Origin of the sequence: Paraliomyxa miuraensis (genome assembly GCF_026337845.1) — a bacterium.
Lineage (GTDB): Bacteria > Myxococcota_A > Polyangia > Nannocystales > Nannocystaceae > Paraliomyxa > Paraliomyxa miuraensis.
Window position 1 is genome coordinate 602,780 of record NZ_JAOVZF010000164.1, and the last position, 19,450, is coordinate 622,229.

Sequence of the window (19,450 nt, forward strand, 5' to 3'; positions counted from 1 at the left end):
ATGAAGCCCACAGGCTCTACTTCGAGAGCCGGCGATGAGCCATGCTCGTCCTCCTCAACAGGGCGGATCGTTGGTGTCCGACCGGGCTCGTGGGCTCGTGGCTCGGATCGAAGATCGAGACGCGCGTCTCCTGCGTCAACCGGATCGCGGTGCTGGTGCCGGTGGCGGTGCCGGGTGGGGCTCGGGCGCCGGCGTGGGCTCCGGCGTGGGATCGGTGGTCGGCACGTGCTCTTGTGCCTTCTTGCCCCGGCCCGGCTTGCGCTTCGCAGCGTCCGTGTGTGGCGTGGACCACCACCCCACCGGGCTCGCGTCGCTGCTGAGCAACAGCTCCACCCGGCGATCGAGCTGGTGCTTGCGTTCGGCCGAGGGGCGGTACACGGGGCGAGACGCTCCCTCGCCGCGGGTCGAGATGCGGCTGGCATCGAGCCCCTCGCTCACCAACCACGCACGAACTCGCTCGGCGCGGATGAGGGCAAGGGACTGCGGCTCGTCCTCGTCGGTCCCGGCGTGGCCCACGATCAGCAGGCGAGCGCTCGGATCCTTGCTCATTCCGTCGGCGAGCATCGGCACCAGCTCGGGATCGGTGGGGACGTCGGCGGAGCCCGACTCGAACAGCAGCCACTCCGCGTCCCAGCGCAGCCGACAGTGACGACCGGCCCGGCACGGCGCGTAGAGCTCGGGCCTTGCGTTGCCGCGCAGGGCGAGTTCCCAGCGTGCGAGCAGCCAGGCCCGGTATGCATCGGTGAGCTCGGGGGCGAACGCCGGCGTGCTCGCGGCCGGAGCATCGACGTGCGCCGGCGTGAGGTCCGGCTCGGACGTATCGGCCGCAGCACAGCGACCCGCGGCTCGGTCACAGCGGTCCGGGGAGCACTGCGCGTCCTCGGTGCACACCTCGCAGCTGCCCTCGATGCACACGAGCCCGGCGTTGCAGTCGGACGTGGCGGTGCAGGGCGGCGGTGACACCGGCGCCTGCGAGGGACCGGGCTGTGTGGTGGGCGGCTCGGTGCAGCGGAACTGCTCGCAGCGGGGCTGAGCCGGATCGGTGCAGTCGGCGTCGGTCTGGCACTCCTGGCAGACGCCCTCGACGCAGCGCTCGCCCTCGTTGAGCTTGCAGTGCTTGTGGTGGTTGCACGTGGGGTAGGGAGGAGCGCACGCCGGGCTCGCGGCGAGCGTCAGCCCCAGCGCGAGCCCCATGCACCACGTGCTCCGTGTCGTCGGACCGAGCATCTGGCCTCAATTGGTATCCTCGCGCCGGGTCAGCGGCAAGCGAAACGGTTCCATCGACCTCATGACGAGCACCGGGCGCTGCGGCGCACCGCGGATGCTCCGGCCGGGGAGGCCAAGGCCGACTGGGCTTCCGCTCACGGCCGATCGAGCTCGCCTGGCAACGACGACTCGACTCCTGCTCATCGTCGTCGCCGAGGCGCGAGGTGGATCGCGAGCCCGCAGACCACGTTGTAGCCAAACGCCGCCTTGGACACCGGGCGGTCGAGCGGCCACTCGAGGGCGGTGACCGTCGACTCGAAGAAGAAGCCCACGCCGAGATCCTCGCGGATCATCTTCCACGCCCGGATCTGCACGGGAAACGCGAGCGCGACGTACGAATAGTTGCCGAACGGGTAGTGCTGGATCGTGAAGTCCAGCTCGTCGGTGCGGTCGGCGGCCTGGAGCTCGCGAATGTGGTCGCGGTGGGCGTCGGGATCGGGCACCTCGGAGTGCCCGGGCCGATTCGGGGTCAGATTGGCGCCGATGCGTAGGTTGGCGAGGTCGACCTCCGCGGTTACGAACCACCGCCCCATGCGAGGCACGACCGCGCGGGGCGGCTCGGTGAGATAGACCCCCAGCCCGCCAAGCCCGAGCTCGACGCCCAGCAGGTTCATCGCGCCGCCCATCGACCAGGTGTTGGTGTACTGCAACCGGACCGAGGGCGCGTAGTAGAGCCGGCGGTGGCCGGTGCGGCTCCATCCAACGAACACCGGGACGTCCTTGCGCGAGCCCTGCACGCCGGGCTCCCATGTCATCGCCCGGGTCGCCCCGCTGTTCTGCCACCCGGTCCCGGCCTCGATCGTGTGGCCCGCCCGAGGCTCGCCCGCGTGAGCCTCGCCGATGAACCTCAGGGCCACCATCACGAAGCCGAGCAGCATCGCGAGGGTTTGGACGACGAGCGGGGGACTCGGAAGCGAGCGTCGGTGCATGGCCAGACGACCAAACACCGGCGCTCCGACCAGGTGTCACCGCACGACGGTGATCGCCACGCCCCCTTGCTTGCGTCCCGCCTCGACGTAGCGGTGCGCCTGCACGATCTCCTCCAGCGCAAAGCTGCGATCGAGCACGGGGCGGATCGCTCCCGCCTCGATCAGCTCGCGCAGCTCGATCAGCTCCGCAGTGGTACGGCTGGCCGTGCCGAGCACCAGCCGCTTGCGGCTCGTCAGCGACACCCACCATCCCCGCAGCATCAGCAGCACCCGGAAGTTCGGCAGCACGTAGCGCCCGCCGTCCCTCAGCGCCCGTACGCTGCGACGAAACGGGCTGCGCCCCACCACGTCGAAGATCACGTCGTAGGTCTCGCCGCGTCGCGTGAAGTCCTCCCGGGTGTAGTCGATGACGTGGTCGGCCCCGATCGAGCGCAGCATCGGGAGCTTGTCGCCGTGGTCGACCGCGGTCACCTCGGCCCCGTAGTGCCGGGCCAGCTGCACCCCGAAGGTCCCGATGCTCCCGCCGGCTCCGTTGATCAACACGCGCTCGCCCGCGCGGAGCTCGGCCTTGCGCAGGAAGTAGAGCGCTTCGAGCCCACCCAGCGGGACGATCGCGGCCGTGGCGTGGTCGACGTTGGCGGGCTGGCGGGCAATCGCTCCACCGTCGGCGATGATGGGGACGCGGCGGAGCTCGGCATAGCCACCCAGGCCGAAATCGGTGGCCACGAAGACCCGGTCGCCCACGGCGAAGCCCGTGACCCCCTCGCCCACCTCCACGATCTCCCCGGCCAGCTCCTGCCCCAGCACGGTCACCCGCCGAGGCCGCCAAAAGCCCACGTACAGCCGAAGCGGCAGCCGGAACAGCAGCGGTAGCGCGAGCGACCGCATCTCGCAGTCTCCGGTCGAGACCGAGGTGGCGTGGACCCGCACCAGGACCTCGCCCGTGCCCGCGACCGGGTCTGGCACCTCCTGCAGCCGCAAGACCTCCGGAGGGCCGTAGCTCGTCCAGACGACAGCCTTCATCGCGGTCGACCATGCCACTTCGCGTCGCGAAGGACGAGCCTCGGCGATCCGCGGGCTTGCAATCGATTAACGTATCGGTTAAATATTTCCGGAAACGGAAATCATCTCTCTCGAGGAGCCCACACCCATGAAACCCACTCCCAAGGACTGGCCCCGCATCTCCAGCGCCGTGTTCTACGAAGACCCCGCCGCGGCCATCGACTGGCTGTGCACCGCCTTCGGCTTCGAGGTCCGCCTCAAGGTCGAGGGTGAGGGCGGCAGCATCGTGCACAGCGAGCTGACCTATGGCGACGGCCTCGTCATGGTGGGGGGCCTGCGCACCCACGAGGAGGATCCGAACCGCATCCCCTGCGCCAGCCCCCGGGGCGTGGAGGGCAAGAACACGCAGGCCCTGTGCGTGTTCGTGGACGATGCCGAGGCCCACTGCGCGCATGCCAAGGCCGCCGGGGCCGTCATCGCCGACGTGCCGGCCGTGCACGACTACGGGGACGACTACTGGGCCGACAAGACCTATCGCGCGGTGGATCCCGAAGGGCACCACTGGTGGTTCATGGAGCGCGTGCGCGGCTAGGAGCTCCCGAACTCTCGTGAGCACCGCGCTCGACCAGACCCTCGACGCGCTCGCCGACCCGGTGCGCCGCGCGGTGGTGGACCTCCTGGGCGAGGAACCACGCCGCGCGGGCGCCCTGGCCCAGGCGCTGTCGCTGAGCCCACCGGCCATGAGCCGCCACCTCCGGGTGCTGCGGCGAGCGGGCGTGGTGGAAGAGCAAGCCCACGAGGACGACGCGCGGGTCAGGATCTACCGGCTGCGCCCCGAGCCCTTGCAGGAGCTGCGAAGCTGGGTCGACGAGGTCTCGGCCTTCTGGGGCGATCAGCTCGAGGCGTTTCGCGTGCACGCAGAAGCGAGCGCTCGCACCAAGACGAAGGCCACCAAGAAGGCGAGGCGCCCGCGATGAACGACGGTGTGCAGCCCCGGCCGGGCGATCAGGCCAAGGTCAGCGTGAGAGTGGCCGTTCCGCGGCCGGAGGCGTGGCGGATCTTCACCGAGGAGATCGACCAGTGGTGGCGCCGCGGGCTGAAGTACCGCGTGGCCGGGTCGCGACGCGGAATCGTGCACCTCGAGCCGGGGCTCGGAGGACGACTGTTCGAGTCGTTCGAGACCAAGCAAGGCACGGAGAAGGTCGTGCAGACCGGCGAGGTGATCGGCTGGGAGCCTCCCGAGCGCCTGCTGCTGCGCTGGCGCAACGTGAACTTCAAGAAGGACGAGAGCACCGAGGTCGAGGTGCACATGGCGGATGCCGCAGGCGGAAGCGCCACGCTGGTGACCGTGATCCACCGCGGCTGGAGCGAGATCCGGCCGGACCACCCCGCGCGCCACGAGCTGCCGGTGCCCGCATTCGTGCGGATGATGGGGCTTTGGTGGGGCGAGCTGATGACCTCGCTGCGCATGCACGCCGAGCGCAGCGAGTGAGCTGGGCTGGCTCCCCGACCGGCCTCACCGGTCCGAGTGATCGCGTCGACCGAGCAAGTGATCGTCGATGCACTCGGGCAGCCGGGCCGCCGCGCTCGACTCACCCACGGCTTCGAAATGCTCGGCCATCAGGCCCACGCCCACCAGCTCGCCACGGTGGACGAAGGTCGGCCACTGCTCCCCGCCGGCCCGGGAGACGAGCCACTCGCGAGCGCCCTGGGCCAGCCGCTGGCACCAGGCAGCCTCGGAGTGCGTCCACGACGACAGGCGCGCCACCAGATCCCCCGATGCGGCCACGGCCGCCCGCGTCTCGCGACACGCTCGAAGCGAGGCTGGACCGCGGATTGCCGTGGGCACGGCCACGGCACCGGTCCGCCCAACCATCGCCCGAGGTGCGCTGCGCAGACAGTGGGCTGCGATCTGGCTGAACCCGCAGTCCTCGTCGACGAGCACCACGTCGAACGTGCGCAGCACGCTGCGCCAGGGGGTGCTGTCCACGAGGGGAATGGTGATTCCCAGACCCAGGAGGAAGGCGGCACCGAGGATGAAGACGCGGCTGTGCATGGACGACGATCTCGAGCTCATGGTGCGTGCTCCTGCAGGTATTCGAGGTAGCGCCGGTAGTCATCGTGTCGACCGCGCTCGAGCAGCAGGCTGTAGTAGAGGTTGTCGAGCGACCGCCGGCTGCGAAGTCCCTCGTCCTCGGCGCGCTGGTAGGCCTGCTCTCGCTGCTCCATCTTCGCCTCGAGCTGGGCCATGGCCTCCTCGTAGCGGGCTCGGTACGCGGCCGGATCGAGACCGTACGCCTCGAGGTGGTGCACCCCCGAGCGCAGCGCGACGAGCTGCGCACCGTCCTTGGTCGTGGTCACGCGATCGTCGACCCCGTGGGGAAACCGGCCCGGACGTTCCTTCCAGGCCGCGGCCACGCACCGCGCCCAGGCCCGACAGTCGGAAGCCATCTCGCTGGTCTCGGGGCTGTGCTCGCCCGGAATGGTTCGCGGCTCGACCGCGACCACGGTGGTCTCCCCGTCGGGGGAGCGCTGCAAGACCACGTCTTGATCCCAATTGCAGCGGCCTCGCTGGTGTCGCTCGTGCGAGCGTCGGCACTCGGCCACGGCCCGGCCGAACGCGTCGTCGGTGACGAGGCCCTCGAGCCATGGGATCAGCTCGGTATTGCTGTCGACGTCGAGGAGGACGGCATCGAGCGGCTGCTCGAGCACCTGGTCGAGGAGCTCCGGGTCGAGCTCGCTGCTGCGCCACCCGGCGGAGGGGATCGCAGGATCGACGGCTCGCACCACGACTCCCACGCCCCGGCCCTCGCGACCGTCCTGAGCTCCAACGGGCACGGGCGCGTCTTCGCCGGGCGAGTGAGCACGCAGCTCGGCGTGACCGAGGTGCGAGGTGCTGGCGCGAAGCACCAGCAGCCCCAGCACCAGGGCCACGAGCACGCCGCCCAGCAGGATTCGTCTCTCGTCGTTCATCGAGACCTCGTCCCACCGGTCGGAGTGTGTCTGCAAGGGGCCGACGCTCCGACCAGCGGGTCTTCAAGCCAGCTAGATGGTCAGGTCGGGACAGGTCGTTCGATCTTCGTAGCAGGTGATGTCCCAGCCGCTCCCGCAGACGATGCAGCTATTGGACCCGTCGGCCTCGCAGAACAGGTTGTTGTACCCGCAGTCACGGGCTCCGAGCTGGGGTGGGGTGGTGAGGTTGGCCTGCGCCGTGGTGGGGGCCCAGGTCATGCCCAGGCCGACGATGGTGCCCGCGAGGCAGGCAAGGATGGCTCGCGTGATCATGATGTCTCTCCGTCGCTGACCCTGACTCGTGCCGCGAGGGGAGCAAGTGCGAAAGTGAACGAATTGGGCTCCTGTGGTGGCATCGAGCGGGCTGTGCGTCCGGTCCACCGACACGAAGGCGCGGCCCCATGCCGAGCGGGGGCAACCCTAGTATCCTCCCGAGCGAGGAGGATCCCATGACCCGATCCAATGCTCTGCTGCTCGTGGCCGCGATGGCGGTGCTGGGTGGCTGCACGTCCGGTCCGGCCAAGGTGTGCGCCAAGATCGACGAGCTGGCCACCAAGGCGGCCGCCGGCGGTGACGAGGGGGCCAAGCGCCTGGCCAAGACGACCCAGGGCGACGACACCTGTCTCACGCGCATGCAGACGCTCCACCAAAACGATCCAGAGGAGTTCGATCGATCGGCCGCCTGCATCGAGGGAGCGACCGACCTCAAGCAGGTGCCGCGGTGCATGTTCGATGCCGCGGGGGTCAAGGAACGACTCGACGCGATCCAGACGCCGCCTCCGGGTGGCGCGGTGCCGAGCTCGTAGCGCTCGCTACGGGCCGAGCGAACGGGCGCGCGTACGTGCCCCTCGGGGCTCGATTTTGGCGTGGGCCGCCGTTTGCGTCGCTCTGCGAACGTTGCAACCCTGTCATCCATGCAGCTCGATCCCGACGACATCCACGCGCGAGCCGAGGCGTTGGTGGGTCAGGTCATCGGGGGCCGCTATCGCCTCGATGCGGTGCTGGGCATCGGCGCGATGGGAGCGGTCTATCGCGGCTACCACACGGGGCTCGAGCGCTCGGTGGCGGTCAAGCTGCTGCACAAGGATCTGATGGGCAGCGAGGAGATGCGCGCTCGCTTTGCGCGAGAGGCATCTGCGGTCTCCAAGCTCGACCATCCCAACTGCGTGCGGGTCACCGACTTCGGCAACGACGAGGAGTATCAGTTCCTCGTGATGGAGCTGCTGGAGGGCACGCCGCTCGGCCACGAGCTGCAGCAACCGCTCCCGGCCGAGCGCGCGCTGGGGATCATCGACGAGGTGCTCGCGGGACTCGAGCACGCCCACGGCCACGGCCTGGTCCATCGTGACATCAAGCCCGACAACGTGTTCCTGGCGCGCGACGGCGACAAGGTTCGGGTCAAGCTGCTCGACTTCGGCATCGTGAAGCTGCAGGAGGGCTCGGGCAACAAGCAGCTCACGCAGATGGGGATGATCTTCGGGACCCCCCACTTCATGAGCCCCGAGCAGGCCACCGGGGGCGAGATCGACGCCCGCGCCGATCTCTACGCGGCCGGGGTCGTGCTCTACACGATGCTCGCGGGGCGGCTGCCGTTCGACGACGACGATCCGCTCAAGGTGCTCCGCCAGCAGATCCGCGACGAGCCGCCTGCGCTGCCAGACGACGTGCCCGATCCCGTGCGGGGGCTGGTGACCAAGCTGCTCGCCAAGAAGCCCGAGCAGCGCCATGCCAGCGCGGCCGAGACCCGCAAGGCGGTCGCAGACGTTCGCGAGGCGCTCGCGCCCGCACCCCAGCCCGCACCCCAGCCCGCGCCCACGAGTGGAATGGCAGCGACCCCGGGCACGCTGACGGTGCCCGCGATGCCCGGGGCGGCACCGTCGCCAGTCCCCGCGGGTCCTCCCGTGATGGTGCCGCCGCGTGGGGGCGGGCCCGCGTGGGGGCCACCCTCGAAGACGACGAAGCTGGCCGCCGGGGGCGTGGGGGCGCTGCTGCTGGTGGTGATCATCGCGGTGGCGGCGGGGGGAGGCGACGACGAGCCTGCGGCGCCCGCTCCCGAGGCTCAGGCCGAGGCTGCGCGCTCGGGTCTCGAGGCGCTGCTCGGGGGCTCGAGCGAGGCGGGCAAGGCGAAGACCGGCGAGGCGGGGGAGGACGCCGACGGGGAGGACGCCCAAGAGGACGCGCCCAGCAATCGCTCGCTCGAGGCGAACTACACCGGGGTCGACCTGCTCATCGCGGCCAAGCAGTACGAATCCGCACGCATCACCCTGGGTCCGCTGCTCGAGGCTCATCCGAACGACGCGGGCCTGCACCGTCGCATGGGCCAGGTCCTCGTCGCGCTCGCGGGCGCCGACAACCGCGCGGCGGCGCTGCAGAGCTACGCCTCTGCGATTCGAGCCGACGCGGGGCAGCTCGACGACGAGACCTTCATGACCGAGCTCGGCGAGCTGCTCGACGACGCCAAGCTCCGCGAGCCCGCGGTAACGCTGGCGATCGAGCTGCTCGGTACGCGGATGGACGATCAGCTGCTCGAGTGGCTCAACGTGCAGGGCAAGCCGCTGCCGTTCGAGTCCCGGCACGCGCTCATCACCCACCTCGAGGGGCACGACCGCGGGCAGGAGATCAGCCGGCCGCTGCAGCGTGCGCTCGATCTGTGGCAGGCGTCGGAGGCCGAGGACCCCTGCGCGGCGTTCGGCCGTGCGCTCGAGGACGCCAGCGCCCACCCCGACAGCTTCCTGGTGGGGACGTTGCGGGGGGTGACGGTCCCCACGGGGTCGGCTCCCAAGGACGACGCCGAGCCCGCCGCGTGTCCCGGGGCAGCCGACCAGCTCGAGAAGGCCCGTGCCACGCACGACCGGATGTTCGCGGGGATCGACCCCGTGGTGCCCAAGGCCTATCGGGCGCGACCGTCCAAGGGCACCAGCAGCTCGGGCGGTCGCAAGCGGCGTCGCTGAGGCCGCCAAGAACAGGCACGCGAAGCGTGCCGGCAGGCCCTGCGGCGCCGCCAGGCGACGCCCCCAAGCGGGCCGCCAAGAACAGACACGCGAAGCGTGCCTGAGGTACGGTCGCGGCCGATGCAGGCCTCCTCTCGCGACCCCGACGTGGTGGTGATCGGCTCGGGCCCCAACGGGCTCACGGCGGCCTGCGTGCTGGCTCGCGCCGGGATGCACGTGCTGGTGCTCGAGGCCCATCCCGAGCGCCCGGGCGGGGCGGTGGGCTCGGTGCAGAGCACCCTGCCCGGCTTCGTGCACGACGTGGGCGCAGCGTTCTTCCCCTGGGGGGCGCTCTCGACCGCGTTTCGCGAGCTCGATCTGGTGGGGCATGGATTGCGCTGGTGCTCGTCGGAGATCGAGAGCTGCCACCCCGCACCCGATGGCACCTGGGCCTGCATCTCGCGTGATCACGACGTGACGGCCAGAGGATTCGGCAGCCCCGAGGACGGCGAGGCTTGGCGCCGCGTGGCCACCTGGTATGCGGGCATCGAGCCGCACCTGCTGCCGCTGCTGATGGAGCCGTTTCCCGCGATCGCGCCGATGCTCAGGCTGCTGCCCGTGAACCTACTGCGGCTGGCCGGGGTGTTCCTCTCGAGCGGGCGCGGGCTGGCACGGCGATGGTTTCGCAGCGAGGCGGCACGTCGCGTGCTCCCGGGCCTGGCGCTCCACGTGGACGTGGGGCCCGACGACTGGTTCGGCGCGGCGCTGGGCTTCATGCTGGGGATGACCGCGACCACCGGGGGCTACGTGGTGCCCGAGGGCGGCGCCCAGTCGATCGCCGACACGCTGGTGCGCGTGCTCGAGCACCACGGCGGCAGCGTTCGCCTGGGCGCGCGCGTGGACGAAATCGTGGTTCGCGACGGCCGGGCCCATGCCGTGAGGCTGGCCGGGGGCGAGGAGATCACGGCTCGCCAGGCGGTGCTGGCCAACACCGACGCAGGCGCGCTGTTCTTGCGCCTGCTCGAGCGCGAGCACGTACCGGGCCGGCTGGTGGAGTTCGCCCAGTCCTACCCGCGGGGCTGGGGCACGTTCAAAGTGGACTGGGCGCTCGCCAAGCCGGTGCCCTGGTCGGTGGAGTCAGCGCGCCTCGCCTCGGTGGTGCATGCGGGGGACGACCTCGATGATCTCTCGCGGTTCACCGCGCAGGTGCGGCGGGGCGAGCTGCCCGACAATCCCTACCTGGTGGTGGGTCAGCAGAGCCTGGCCGATCCCACGCGCGCGCCGGAGGGCAAGCACACGCTGTGGGCCTACTCGCGGGTCCCGCCGCGGCTCGAGGGGGGGTGGTCGGCCCATGCCGAGGCGTTCGCCGATCGCGTCGAGGCACGGCTCGAAGGGCTCGCCCCCGGCTTTCGCAGCACGATCCTCGGGCGCGCCGTGGTCAGCCCGCCCGACCTCCAGGCGATGGATGCCAACCTCGTCGGTGGAGATCTCGGCGGCGGCTCCAACGCATGGAACCGCCAGCTCTTGTTTCGCCCCGTGTTCCCCTACTTCCGCTACCGCATGCCGGTGGAGCGGCTCTATCTGTGCTCGAGCTACGCGCATCCGGGTGCCGGAGTGCACGGCATGTGTGGCTACAACGCGGCCCGCATTGCCCTCCGCGACATCGCGTGATCGCTCCGCGCTTCGCGCCGATCACGCAGTCCTTGTCTCCCCCATCGACCTGGGTTAGCCTGGGGTCATGAAAGTTGGGTTTATAAGTTTTGCGGTGCTGAGCGCGTCCCTGTCGCTGGCTTGTGGCAGTGACGGACCCGCGCCCACGCTGGGTCCCGATCCCGAGCTCGACCCCGCTCCAACGCCCGACGAGGATCCCCATCCCGAGCTCCCCCTGCCCGAGCCCGACCCCTTCCTCGAGCAGTACGCCGAGGTACAGGCCGAGGCGGCCCAGATGTCGGTCGACGCCTTCCTCGCCCGCTACCCCGCCCCCGAGATGGTCGCGAGCCTGTCGTACGACCCGCTGTCGTCGGTCTTCCTCGACGAGATCACCGCGTTCGCCGGCATCGATCCGGCGCAGCAGGCCGTGCTGGCCGATCAGGGCTTCGTGGCGCTCTCCCATGCGCCCGTCGACACGTTCGAGTCGGGCTACCACGATCTCTACTATGCCGATCTTCCGGTGCTCGTCACCAGCGACAGCATCCTCTATGCATTGCATCGCTCCTTCGATGCGATCCTGATGGATCTCGAGCTCGTGGCGCTCGAGCCCGAGCTGCGCCTGCTGCTCGCCGAGACCCACGTGGCGCTCGGCGAGGCGATGAGCACCAGCGCGCTGCCGCCTGGCCTCGACACGGCCGCCAACGACCTCGACGTGTACCTGACGGTGGCGCGCCAGCTGCTGTCGGAGACCCCGATCGAGCCCGTCGGTGACGTGGGCAACCTCGACCGCGTGCAGGCGATCCTCGACGGCGTCGCGGCGGAGGGGATCGGGCACCTGCAGCTGTTCGGGGCGAGCTACGACTACGACTTCAGCCAGATGAAGCCGCGCGGGCACTACGAGGACGACCCCGTGCTCCAGCGCTACTTCCGGGCCATGATCTGGCTGGGCCGCACCGATCTAGCCATGGTGCTCTACCCGCCCGGCGAGCCGGTCCAGTTCAATCGCACCGCGCTCGAGGGCGCCGTGCTGCTGCAGACGCTCATGGAGGACAGCGGCGCGCTCGCGCGCTGGGATCGCATCGACTTCGTGCTCGGGCGGATCATCGGCGAGCGCGACAGCATGAGCCCCGCCGACGTGCCGCAGTTCCTCGCCGACGCCGGCATCGCCGACCTGTCGCAGCTCGCCGCGACCGCCGACGAGAAATTGCGCGACGCGCTGATCGTGGGTCGCTACGGCATCCAGCGCATCATGTCGCAGATCATGTACACCAACCCGATGGATCCGCCGCTGCGGCTGCCGCGGGTCTATCAGCTCCTGGGCCAGCGCTTCACCATCGACTCCTACGTGTTCCACAACGTCACGTACGATCGCGTGCTCGATCTGCGAAGCGGATCCAAGGTGACCCGCATGCTGCCCGACGAGCTCGACGCCCAGTTCGTGCTGGGCTCGAACGCCGCCGCCCAGCACCTGGCCCCGCAGCTCCAGCAGTACCCCTACCAGGGCGTGCTGCACGAGCTGCGCTTCCTCGTCGACAGCCACCCCGCCGACTTCTGGGAGGCCAACTTCTACAACGCGTGGCTCTCCGGGATCCGGGCCCTGACCAACGCCGACGAGCGCCCGCAGTACCCCGAGGCCATGCGCACGGCTGCCTGGCAGGACAAGGCGCTCAACACCCGTGCCGCCGCGCGGGGCGAGCTGCGCCACGACACGCTGCTCTACGTCAAGCAGTCGTACTCCGGGGGCATCGGCTGCGAGTACCCCGATGCCTACGTCGAGCCGGTCCCGGCCTTCTATGCCCGCATGGAGAGGATCGGCGTGCTGGGGCGCACGATGATGGAGGAGCTCGACGCCATCGGGTACGGGCTGCCGAGCGCGACCCAGTACTTCGAGGGCTGGGAGACGACCATGCAGACGCTGCGGCGGATCGCGGTCAAGGAGCTCGACCAGGAGCTGTTGTCGGGCGAGGAGATCGCCTTCCTCGGCGGGACGATCGAGCAGGAGATCGTGGGCTGCGGCGAGGTGGTCTACGACGGCTGGTATCCCGGGCTGTTCTACGATCCAGACACGGTGGCCGAGTTCGCGCCGACCATCGCCGATGTGCACACGGCCCCGACCGACGAGGCGGGCAACGAGCGCGGATGGGTCCAGCACATGGCCACCGGGCATCCGGTGCTGATGGTGCTGACCGTGCCGCAGTGCGACGGACCGCGGGCGTACGTGGGGCCGATCTCGAGCTACTACGACGTGTTGACCGAAGGGTATGATCGGTGGTCCGACAGCGACTGGAGGGCCGCGCTCGATGGCGGCAGCGAACCGGCACGGCCGGGATGGACGGGGTCGTTCCTGCCGTAGCGGGGCGGGGGGCCCTGCGCGACGCCTGGCTGGGCAAGGTCGATCTCGTCGCGGCCCGGAACGAGGTTCGACTCGTGGGAGGACGGTGTACCGAACGGCGTGGCCGGTGACGGTAGTATTTCGTGCCTGCCGTTTGCCATGCTCGGCTCAGTGGCAAGACTGAGAGTCGATGGAGGCGCCGGGCAGCCGCGGAGCTTCGATGCGCGGCGAAACAGCGCTCGTGGCGCTGGCATGGGCGCTCCAAGCGGGCGCGTGCGGCTCCGATGATGAGGTGGCGCTCGGCTCCTCGGTGCTGCCACCGCCCGCGCCGAGCTCGACCTCGATGAGCGATAGCGGGGATGTGCCGCCGGACGTGGGTGAACCGCTGCCCGAGGGGTGCGGGGATGGGATCGTCGATCCGGAGCAGCTCTGCTATGCGAAGCAGCGCGTGGTGTGGGCCGACCTCGACATCGAGTTCTTGTCGGCCCCGCGCATCGTGACGACCGATCTCGACCAAGACGGTCGCGACGAACTGCTCGCGCTCGCCAGGCCAATCGACGACCCGTTTCCCGACATGATGTCGATCGTGTACGAGGACGGACGATTCGTGAAGCGCTGGCAGACCGAGCCTGGGGTCGGCAGCTTCGGGGTGGCCAGCGCCGATCGGGACCTTGACGGCGATGGTGACCCGGACGTCCTCTTCCAGTACGGCCCAGGGATCGTCTCGTATCACGAGAACCTCGGCGGCACGCTCGCCCCGGTCACCCACCTCGCAAACACGTGGTACGGAGACGACGACTGGCTGGCCAGTGGGCTGCCCGTGCCGATCGATGGCGACGGCGACGGCGAGCTCGAGAAGATCGTGGCGACGATGTGGATGCCCGGGGAGGTCCGCGGAGGGTGGATCTTCGAGCGGGAGGGGGAGACCTGGCAAGGAATCGAGGGGCCGATCGAACTCTCCGGGTGCCAGAGCTTCGGAGAGTCGCTGTTCGGCGATTTCGACGGAGACGGCGTGGACGACTTCGTCGTTCGAGAATTCGGAGACGTCTGCGACCCGTACGTTGCGGACTACGATCCACAGTGGTGGCGCTTCTACGTGTTCCTGACGCGGCCGAGCCTGCAGACCGTCGAGTACGTGGGCTCGTTCCCGGCCGGAGGGACGCATGCCATTGGCATGTACCGGGTCGACTTCGACGAGGACGGGAACCTCGATCTGATCTTCAGCATCTCCGGCGGCGTCGCGTTCATCCGTGGGAACGGCGACGGAATGTTCGAGGAGCCCGTGGTGCACCATACGGACGCCATGGGATTGGATGCATACATCCTGATCGATATCGCCGAGTTCGACGGAGACGGCCGACCGGACGTGTTCGCAAGGGTCGATGGCAAGTACGTCGTTGCTTCACTCGAGCCAGTGCCGGATCCCGCACGACTTCGCCCCGTCGATGGGTCGGATGGGTTGGATGTTTACGCCGTGGCCGATCTCAATGGGGATGGACTGATGGACATCCTCCTCGAGGATCTCAAGGGTGACGCAATACCCCGAGATGGGATCGCCTTGCTTTCCACCCCGTAGCTCGTAGACCGCATTCCAGGAGGGTACGTGGTGCGCGCGTCGAAATGGCGTGCGCGGACGTGGTGATGTGCCTGGAAGCCGTGGCGGAAACCATGGAGCACAGCATGAGCAACTACAACGGAGGATACTCTCAGCCCTTCCTGCCGGTCACGCTTGGAATGATGCTCGCGTGCGGTGGTGGCGATCTCGATGCACCAGGCAATTTCTCGACCTCCGTGGCCGACGGAAGTGATTCTACGAGTAGTCCTGACGATTCCGGTCAGCTGGATGAGACCGCGGGGGCTGACGAGACAGGCGGGTATCCGCAGGCCGAAGTACCGTGCCATATGGCCGGAATGTATGGTGTCTATGACGCTCATTTCGAGGGGATGCCGTATCCAATCGCGGTGAAGTTCGACTGCGGGCCCGAAGGCGTGCTGTGGCAGGCCGGTCCTGGAACCAAGCTCAACGGGGCCGGCGGTATCGACGACTTCGACATCGTCGTCCACCACCCCGCACCACTGGTCGGCGCCCCGCCCGATGAGTGCAACCCGCAGAATACCAACGACAACCCGCCCGACACGTGGCCTCCGAGCGACATCGGGTTCCCCAGTGCGTTCCTGGGACCTGGGAATGGCTTGAATTCCGTCTTTCCGGAGGCGATGCCGCCGCTGTCTCCTGGTCAGCACTTCTATGACACACTCGCCGAGGATCTGGCTCGACGGGGCATGGTGGTGTTCAGCATTCAGCCTCCTCCGAACTCGAACTGGAGCTCCGAGAAGCGAGAGAAGGCCCTGGCGTGCGCGATGCACTGGGCGCGGGATCCCAATGCGACCAATCCCTGGTCAGGCGTCGACGACGATCCTCCACGGCTCGCGCACAGCACGTTCGTGGTCGGCCACAGTCGCAGCGGCTCGGGCGCGTACCTGCTGCCCGCGTCGCTCGACTCCTACGCGACGTCGTTGTCGACGACGATCGGTGAGTACGAGCTGTGCAGCCATGCCGCGATCGCGCAGCGATACGGCGACGGCACCATGGTTGGCGCCGGAGACCCCACCGACGTCGGGCCCATCACGGACGTGAGCTCCCCGCCGTTCCTCGGCCTGCTCGGATCGATCGACGACGACACGCTCGGGGATCAAGTCGCTGCGTACGACAACCGCCTCTCCGACGACGCGTTCAGCTCTCCCCAGGATCCCGCGGCCGCAGCGGAGAACGACGCGGTGCTGGCCAACGTGTTCGGCGTCACCCACACCGACTGGGGTGGTGTGGTCCGGACAGTCGGCTCGCACTATGGACGGGCGCTCGGCGACGTCCTCGGCCCGTTCTTCGTGGGGAGGTTCGCAGCATGGACGATCTTCCAGGACGCCACCGCGCGGGAGGAGATCCTCCGCTCCGCCGATCTGCCTCCCGAGGGTGGCAACCCTGCAGATGGATTCCACTGCGCACTGACGGGCGTCGACTGGCAGGGCCACCTCGTCGACTTCCATGACGTCGTGCAGCAGCGACCTCTGACGTTCATCGACTACACGCAAGGCCATGCGCCGCCAGGTGCGGACCGGTTCATGATCGACAACCTCCATCGCCCGATCTTCGGGTGCGGCCCCAACCTGGGAGCCTCGACCCTCGGTGGAGCGGTGACCGTGTCCGGCTCGGGGGGCAACGCGTGCACCAACACTAGTCCTGCGCTCTACGATGACCTCTCGGACAGCAGCTACTTCTCGCACGACACCGCGGCGCTGCGCGTCGACTACGGCGGCAACCCCATGGATGAGCTCATCATCGAGTGGTCGCTCGAGGACGACGGCGCACCGCTTGCGGGTATCGGCGGCTTCACGCACCTGAGCCTGCGAGCGGGCCGCCTCTACGAGAACCTCGACCCGGAGGAGTGCAAGTCCGAACATGCCGCGCTCTCGTTCGAGATCGATCTCGTGGACCAGAGCGGCGTGGCGCAGGCGAGCACGGTGGTCACCGAGCCGATCCTCGAGCCACACGACGAGCTGACGACCTACCAGGGAAACACCAACTGTCGTGCGCACCACTTCATGCAGACGATCCGCATTCCGTTGACCCGCTTCGCGCCGATCGCCATCGAGGATCTCGGTGCCATCCGGCTGCGGTTCTCGTCGGATCAGGTGCAGCACGTACTGGTCGACACGATCGAATTCACCCGGGATCCCTCGAGTATGGGACTCGTTGCGCCTGGCTACCAGGACACGGCGTGGAACTGCCCCGCGACGGCCGGGCTCGCTCCTGTCGAGAAGTCGTGTCTGGTCGAGCCCGACAAAGGGACTTGCGGCTCGACCATCATTTCCCCCGTCGCGGTGCCCACCGTCCACGGCCCTCCCGGTGATTTCTTCGAGGGCTGGGTCGTCCACGCACCCAAGGGCTGGGTGCTCGACCCGAAGCACCCGACCGTCGAAGAGCTCGATCTCATCACGCAGGCCTGTATCGCAGCATGCGAGATCGAGTGGTCGGACGATCACGACGTGCATGCGAACTGCACCGCACCGGGCACCTTCGCGACCCCATCCCTACGCCTCACTTCGGCCATCGGTCCAACCCAGCAGATCCCCGACTCGCTGGCCGACGGCCACGGCATCTTCCCCGGCCAAGCGCTCGCATGCGATCTCGAAGGCGACTGCTGCAAGGTCTTCGACGAAGCAGTCTGCGCGGCAAGGGCCAAGCGCACCACCGAAGCGCGCCAACCTCTGCACCGTGGCGAGGAGCACCTGCTCGAGCTCGGCGGAGGCGAAGACGGGAGCCGGGTCGAGTTCATCACGCCCAATGCGATCACCTCGATGAACCTGAGCGGCGAGCTCGGCTACTCCGTATGCCCCGAGGGCGAGACCGGCACCACCTGCCCGTTCTACCTGGGCTCGCTGTTCCTCACGAGCACGAACCCGGCAACGATCGCCCACACGTGCCCGGACGGCTCTCCGCTGTCGCTGGACGCCGGCGACCTCGACATCCATCTGCTACAGCCCGCGATGGGCATCGCCGATGCGAAGTCCTACACCAAGGCATTCCCGGCGGGCGCACTGCTGCTGCAGGCCGATCTCACCGTCGATGGCGTCCCGTACACCGTCCGCGGGGTCAACGAGGATCTCGTCACGCTCACCGCGGGCCACGCTGGCCTGTTCGCCGCCACCATCGACATGACCGTCCCCATCCCGTGCGGCGACGACGTGCTCCCGCTAACGATCCGCTTCGAGCTCGCCACGAAGTCGGTGCTCGGCGAGCCGCCCATCGCCGCGATCACCACCCCTACTTCGGTCCCGTGCCCGACGGTGCTCCCGTTGATCTCGAGCGTGGTCGACCCGGATGGCGACCTCGATCACCTGCGCTGGTACGTCGACGACGTCCTCGTGCACCCGGAAGTCACCACCCTCGCGGTGACCAGGGACCACGAGCTGAGGGTGGTCGCCCGCGACGCACGAGGGGCGACCACCACGGTTACCAGGACCGTCGCATGTGAATGATCTCTACTCACTATACTTGCGAGCGCCCGCGCGGCCTGGGGCCGGGCGGGCGCTCGTCGGTGGAAGCGATGGGGCTATGCGGCGTTCGAGGTGGGAGTCGGCTCGGCGGCGTCCTCGGCTTCGTCGTCCTCGTCGTCCTCGTCGGTGATGGTGGACGGGGCACGACGGCTCGAGTTCAGGAACCCGAGGCGGCGGAGCAGGTTGCGGTCCTTGATCGCGGAGCGGGCGATCTCCGACCACTCGAGGTACCAGGCCCACATGGCATCCTCGGCTTCGGCGAGGCGGGCGTTTTCCTCTTCGAGGTCGGGGAGCTCCGCGGGCTCGTCCTCGATGGAGCTGACTTGCTCGAGCAGCTCCTTGGCCTCGGCGATCACCGCAGGCGTGAGACCGCGGCGTTGGAGGAGCTTGCGGGCGTCCTTGCCGGCCTGGCCGTGGCCACCTTCGGCCCGGGTGAGCTCGGCGACGCGCTCGACGAAGGTGCCCACCGAGATCACCACCGCCGCGCCAGCGGTCTGCGAGAGGTTGAGGAACACGCGAGCGTGGATCTCGGGGTAGTGGCGCAAGAGCGTCGCGTTGGCGACGGGGAACCACTCGTTCTCCCAGCGATCGAGCTGCTCGATGACGGCCGGGTTGGGCGATCGTGGGGGAAGGACTGCGAGCGATACGTCGGTGACGCCTCGCAGCAGAGAGAGTCCTTCCTCGAGGTCTTCCTTGCCGAACCCTCGAGATGCGAGCGCAGACGCGATCTTCTTGTTGCGGAGTCCGAGCAGCAGCTTCAACACGCGCTCGGCCTTGTCACCGATCCTCTTCTTGGCCATTGGGGGCCTCCTCCTTGTTAGCGAGAGTCAACGTAGGGGACCAGAGATGATGCGCCAGTGGTTTTGGTGGTTGGGTGAAATCGAGTGGGTGGGTGTCACCAATGGAGCACATCGAGTTGGTGGAAGTGGACCGTTCGGGGACGGGGGAGGGGCGGTGGTCCGGAGATGGGCGCCCCCCGGTCGGTGAGCGAGGGCCCCGCGGGGGCAAGCGGGGTGCGAGGTGGGGGCGCCAGGTGGTCGAGGTGGGGGCGCCAGGTGGCGAAGGTGGGGGCGGTGGGTCGGCGAGGTGGGGGCGGTGGGTCGGCGAGGTGGGGGCGGCGGGTCGGCGAGGTGGGGGCAGGGGTGCGCGAGGTGGGGCGGGGGTGGTCGGAGCGAGAAAATTCGCTGATGGAGCGGAAATTCGGCTCAGCCTTCCGCCTCGTGATCGAGGCGGCCCCATTGAAGCCCCACCGGCGCACCGCACGGAAGTCGACG

Annotated in this window: 16 protein-coding genes and 1 CRISPR repeat array (1 of these 17 only partly in view); of the genes, 9 read left to right on the forward strand and 7 right to left on the reverse strand. The window is 68.9% G+C overall.

Annotation, left to right across the window (positions count from 1 at the left end):
* Positions 1-135: 135 nt before the first annotated feature.
* The 3 genes from OEB96_RS45555 to OEB96_RS45565 all read right to left on the reverse strand — a co-directional run bounded on the left by OEB96_RS45555 (position 136) and on the right by OEB96_RS45565 (position 3,218).
* Positions 136-1,227: an OmpA family protein gene (locus OEB96_RS45555; protein ID WP_266223288.1), complete on the reverse strand. Its 1,092-nt coding sequence runs from the start codon at positions 1,225-1,227 to the stop codon at positions 136-138.
* 179 nt (positions 1,228-1,406) lie between these two features.
* Positions 1,407-2,144, reverse strand: coding sequence for a hypothetical protein (locus tag OEB96_RS45560; protein WP_266223289.1), 738 nt, complete (start codon positions 2,142-2,144; stop codon positions 1,407-1,409).
* Between the two features lie 87 nt (positions 2,145-2,231).
* Complete coding sequence (locus OEB96_RS45565; protein WP_266223290.1) at positions 2,232-3,218, reverse strand: NAD(P)-dependent alcohol dehydrogenase; 987 nt, start codon at positions 3,216-3,218, stop codon at positions 2,232-2,234.
* 127 nt (positions 3,219-3,345) lie between these two features.
* On the opposite strand from OEB96_RS45565, the gene OEB96_RS45570 reads away from it, so the two are divergent.
* Genes OEB96_RS45570 through OEB96_RS45580 form a run of 3 tightly spaced genes read left to right on the forward strand, consistent with a single transcriptional unit; the run spans position 3,346 to position 4,689 of the window.
* Positions 3,346-3,789 (forward strand): VOC family protein, encoded by a 444-nt coding sequence (locus tag OEB96_RS45570; RefSeq protein ID WP_266223291.1) that lies wholly within the window; start codon positions 3,346-3,348, stop codon positions 3,787-3,789.
* A 16-nt stretch (positions 3,790-3,805) separates the two neighbouring features.
* A complete protein-coding gene (locus OEB96_RS45575) occupies positions 3,806-4,174 on the forward strand; it encodes an ArsR/SmtB family transcription factor (RefSeq protein WP_266223292.1) in 369 nt (122 codons plus the stop codon).
* The gene (locus tag OEB96_RS45580; RefSeq protein ID WP_266223293.1) at positions 4,171-4,689 is read left to right on the forward strand and encodes an SRPBCC domain-containing protein; all 519 of its coding nucleotides are present in this window, start codon (positions 4,171-4,173) and stop codon (positions 4,687-4,689) included. Before OEB96_RS45575 ends, OEB96_RS45580 begins: the two co-directional genes overlap by 4 nt.
* Positions 4,690-4,713: 24 nt before the next feature.
* On the opposite strand, the gene OEB96_RS45585 is transcribed toward OEB96_RS45580, so the two are convergent.
* From OEB96_RS45585 to OEB96_RS45595, 3 genes are all read right to left on the reverse strand, one after another.
* Positions 4,714-5,274 (reverse strand): hypothetical protein, encoded by a 561-nt coding sequence (locus OEB96_RS45585; protein WP_266223294.1) that lies wholly within the window; start codon positions 5,272-5,274, stop codon positions 4,714-4,716.
* Positions 5,271-6,170, reverse strand: coding sequence for a hypothetical protein (locus OEB96_RS45590; RefSeq protein ID WP_266223295.1), 900 nt, complete (start codon positions 6,168-6,170; stop codon positions 5,271-5,273). The genes OEB96_RS45585 and OEB96_RS45590 overlap by 4 nt, the downstream gene beginning before the upstream one ends.
* Before the next feature lie 72 nt (positions 6,171-6,242).
* Positions 6,243-6,482, reverse strand: coding sequence for a hypothetical protein (locus OEB96_RS45595; protein WP_266223296.1), 240 nt, complete (start codon positions 6,480-6,482; stop codon positions 6,243-6,245).
* Between the two features lie 176 nt (positions 6,483-6,658).
* On the opposite strand from OEB96_RS45595, the gene OEB96_RS45600 reads away from it, so the two are divergent.
* The 6 genes from OEB96_RS45600 (at position 6,659) to OEB96_RS45625 (ending at position 18,158) form a co-directional block, all read left to right on the forward strand.
* Positions 6,659-7,015 (forward strand): hypothetical protein, encoded by a 357-nt coding sequence (locus tag OEB96_RS45600; protein WP_266223297.1) that lies wholly within the window; start codon positions 6,659-6,661, stop codon positions 7,013-7,015.
* A gap of 108 nt (positions 7,016-7,123) precedes the next feature.
* Complete coding sequence (locus OEB96_RS45605; RefSeq protein WP_266223298.1) at positions 7,124-9,160, forward strand: serine/threonine protein kinase; 2,037 nt, start codon at positions 7,124-7,126, stop codon at positions 9,158-9,160.
* A 120-nt stretch (positions 9,161-9,280) separates the two neighbouring features.
* Positions 9,281-10,810 carry a phytoene desaturase family protein gene (locus OEB96_RS45610; protein WP_266223299.1) on the forward strand — a complete coding sequence of 510 codons (1,530 nt, stop codon included), beginning with the start codon at positions 9,281-9,283 and terminating at the stop codon, positions 10,808-10,810.
* A 94-nt stretch (positions 10,811-10,904) separates the two neighbouring features.
* Positions 10,905-13,142 carry a DUF3160 domain-containing protein gene (locus OEB96_RS45615; RefSeq protein ID WP_266223300.1) on the forward strand — a complete coding sequence of 746 codons (2,238 nt, stop codon included), beginning with the start codon at positions 10,905-10,907 and terminating at the stop codon, positions 13,140-13,142.
* Positions 13,143-13,341: 199 nt separating this feature from the next.
* Positions 13,342-14,697, forward strand: a complete 1,356-nt coding sequence (locus OEB96_RS45620; RefSeq protein ID WP_266223301.1) for an FG-GAP repeat domain-containing protein — start codon at positions 13,342-13,344, stop codon at positions 14,695-14,697.
* 386 nt (positions 14,698-15,083) lie between these two features.
* Positions 15,084-18,158 (forward strand): hypothetical protein, encoded by a 3,075-nt coding sequence (locus tag OEB96_RS45625; protein WP_266223302.1) that lies wholly within the window; start codon positions 15,084-15,086, stop codon positions 18,156-18,158.
* Between the two features lie 74 nt (positions 18,159-18,232).
* Here OEB96_RS45625 and OEB96_RS45630 read toward each other — a convergent pair whose 3' ends face one another.
* A complete protein-coding gene (locus OEB96_RS45630; RefSeq protein ID WP_266223303.1) occupies positions 18,233-18,976 on the reverse strand; it encodes a hypothetical protein in 744 nt (247 codons plus the stop codon).
* Positions 18,977-19,385: 409 nt separating this feature from the next.
* A CRISPR array of direct repeats spans positions 19,386-19,450; the repeat unit is 36 nt; unit sequence CCTTCCGCCTCGTGATCGAGGCGGCCCCATTGAAGC (it continues 557 nt past the right edge of the window).